2 protein-coding genes are annotated in these 2,259 nt (G+C 69.6%); one reads left to right on the top strand and one right to left on the bottom strand.

Annotated features, from left to right (window positions below):
• Positions 1-288 precede the first annotated feature (288 nt).
• Positions 289-465 (bottom strand): hypothetical protein, encoded by a 177-nt coding sequence (locus HMPREF3086_RS19170; RefSeq protein WP_167400748.1) that lies wholly within the window; start codon positions 463-465, stop codon positions 289-291.
• Between the two features lie 371 nt (positions 466-836).
• Here HMPREF3086_RS19170 and HMPREF3086_RS17215 point away from each other — a divergent pair, with 371 nt between their 5' ends.
• On the top strand, positions 837-2,228 hold the full coding sequence (locus HMPREF3086_RS17215; RefSeq protein WP_141764156.1) for an NAD(P)/FAD-dependent oxidoreductase: 1,392 nt from the start codon (positions 837-839) through the stop codon (positions 2,226-2,228).
• Positions 2,229-2,259 lie beyond the last annotated feature (31 nt).

The raw sequence follows: 2,259 nt of genomic DNA on the forward strand, positions 1-2,259 counted from the left end.
ACACCGGCCCGTGAATCAGCGGGGCTAGGTCCTGCCCATCGCCCGATGGGTGGATGCCGGATTGGTCCTGGCCGCCTACTTCGCCGCCTCGCGGATCAACGTCGCGCCGGCCGTCGTCTTGAGTGTTCACGGCATCTGCCTGAAGAGAATCGCTGAGAAAGTCAGGAAAAACTTCGAGTGGCGAGCGCGGCGGCTCGCCGGCCGCACATGCGCAGCGCCCCGGGGGCCCCGCCCGCCGGACACCGAGATGTCCGGGGCGGGAGCCCCCGGGTCGCCGGGAAGTCGTGGTTAGGACAGTCCGCCGAGCAGATCGGTCGGCAGGAGGCCGGTCAGCGAGTCGGTCGCGCTGCCGGAGCCGCTGCCGGGCCCACCGAGAAGCGAGCCGAGGCCGAGCGAGCCGAGGATGGGCGCCGCGAGTGACCCCGCGGCGAGCGAACCGAGCGATCCGAGAGCTTCAGAACCCATGGATGTGTCTCCTTTCGACGGGCATGTGGCGTGATCGGAGAGTGATCTCCGCTCACTTGGCCCAGGGTAACAGCGCCTCTCGCCCTTCCGAACCGCTCGCGGACTTATTTTCTCCCGGGTATCGCCCGGGGCGCGATATGCTCCTGCCGCCCACCGTCGGGTGCCGCGGAGACGCCGCCCGTCCGTCACCGGCACGTACACAAACGGGTCCTGGGTCGGGGACGGTGGCTCGTCGTACCTGATGGATGCGGAGATGCACGAGGACGGCGATCCGGAACCGGACGACGAGCCCCGCGAACACGACTAGGGTCGGCCGCAACGGGGCCCGGCGACGGCTCATGGGAACGGCACAGTCAGTTCGAGGAGGCGCCATGACCGGATACTCGCACTCGCCGATGAACAGTGGGCCGTCAACGGAGAACCGCCATCGGGTGGTCATCATCGGGTCGGGATTCGGCGGGCTCGCCGCCGCCCGCGCGCTGGAGAAGGCCGACGTCGACGTCACCCTCGTCGCCCGGACCGGCCACCACCTCTTCCAGCCGCTGCTGTACCAGGTCGCGACGGGCATCCTGTCCGTCGGCGAGATCGCCCCCTCGACCCGGCTCGTCCTGCGGGACCAGAAGAACGTCACCGTCGCAATGGGGGAGGTGGACCAGATCGACGTCACCGCCCGGAGGCTGCACGCAACGGCCGGGCACGTCGACTTCGAGCTCGAGTACGACTCCCTCATCGTCGCCGCTGGGGCCAACCAGTCCTACTTCGGCAACGATCACTTCGAGCACTGGGCGCCGGGCATGAAGTCCATCGACGATGCGCTGGAGCTGCGGAGCCGCATCATGGGCTGCTTCGAGCAGGCCGAGGTGACGGACGACGAGGAGGAGCGTCGCAGGCTGCTCACCTTCGTCGTCGTCGGCGCCGGACCGACCGGTGTGGAGATGGCCGGGCAGATCGCCGAGCTGGCGCGGCGGACCCTCAAGAACAGCTTCCGGCGGATCGACCCGGCCCGCACCCGGGTCATCCTCCTCGACGCCGCCCCGGCGGTGCTCCCGCCGTTCGGGAACAAGCTCGGCAACGCCGCCCGGTCGCGCCTCGAGGAGATCGGCGTGGAGATCCAGCTCAACGCCATGGTCACCGACGTGGACTACTACGGGATCGAGGTCAAGGACCCGGACGGTTCCCGGCGCCGCATCGACGCCACCTGCAAGATCTGGTCGGCCGGCGTCCAGGCGAGCCCGCTGGGCAGGATGCTCGCCGAACAGACCGGCGCCGAGGTGGACCGGGCCGGGCGCGTACTCGTGAACAAGGATCTCTCCCTGCCGGGTCGGCCCGAGATCTTCGTGATCGGCGACATGATCAACCTCGACAACCTGCCGGGCGTCTCGCCGGTCGCGATCCAGGGCGGAAAGTACGTCGCCAAGCAGATCGCCCGCGAGGTCGCGACGGGACGGTCACCGGCCGCCCGCCGCCCGTTCAAGTACTTCGACAAGGGCTCCATGGCGACCGTGTCCCGCTACAGCGCGGTCGCCAAGATCGGCCCGTTCCAGCTGCAGGGGTTCATCGCCTGGGTCCTGTGGCTGGTCGTGCACCTGGCGTTCCTCATCGGTTTCCGGAACCGGGTCATCACCCTGCTGTCCTGGGGACTGCACATGGGCGACCATCGCTCGCACCTCAACTCCACGGCCCGGTGGGCGTACGGGCGGCAGGCCCTCGCCCGCGCGGAGCAGGTCGCCGAGCGCGACACCGAGCGCGCACCGGCCGACTGACCCCGCGCCCGGTGGGCGCAGCCGCCAGCCA

Origin of the sequence: Dietzia sp. HMSC21D01 (genome assembly GCF_001815995.1) — a bacterium.
GTDB classification, from domain to species: domain Bacteria; phylum Actinomycetota; class Actinomycetes; order Mycobacteriales; family Mycobacteriaceae; genus Dietzia; species Dietzia cinnamea.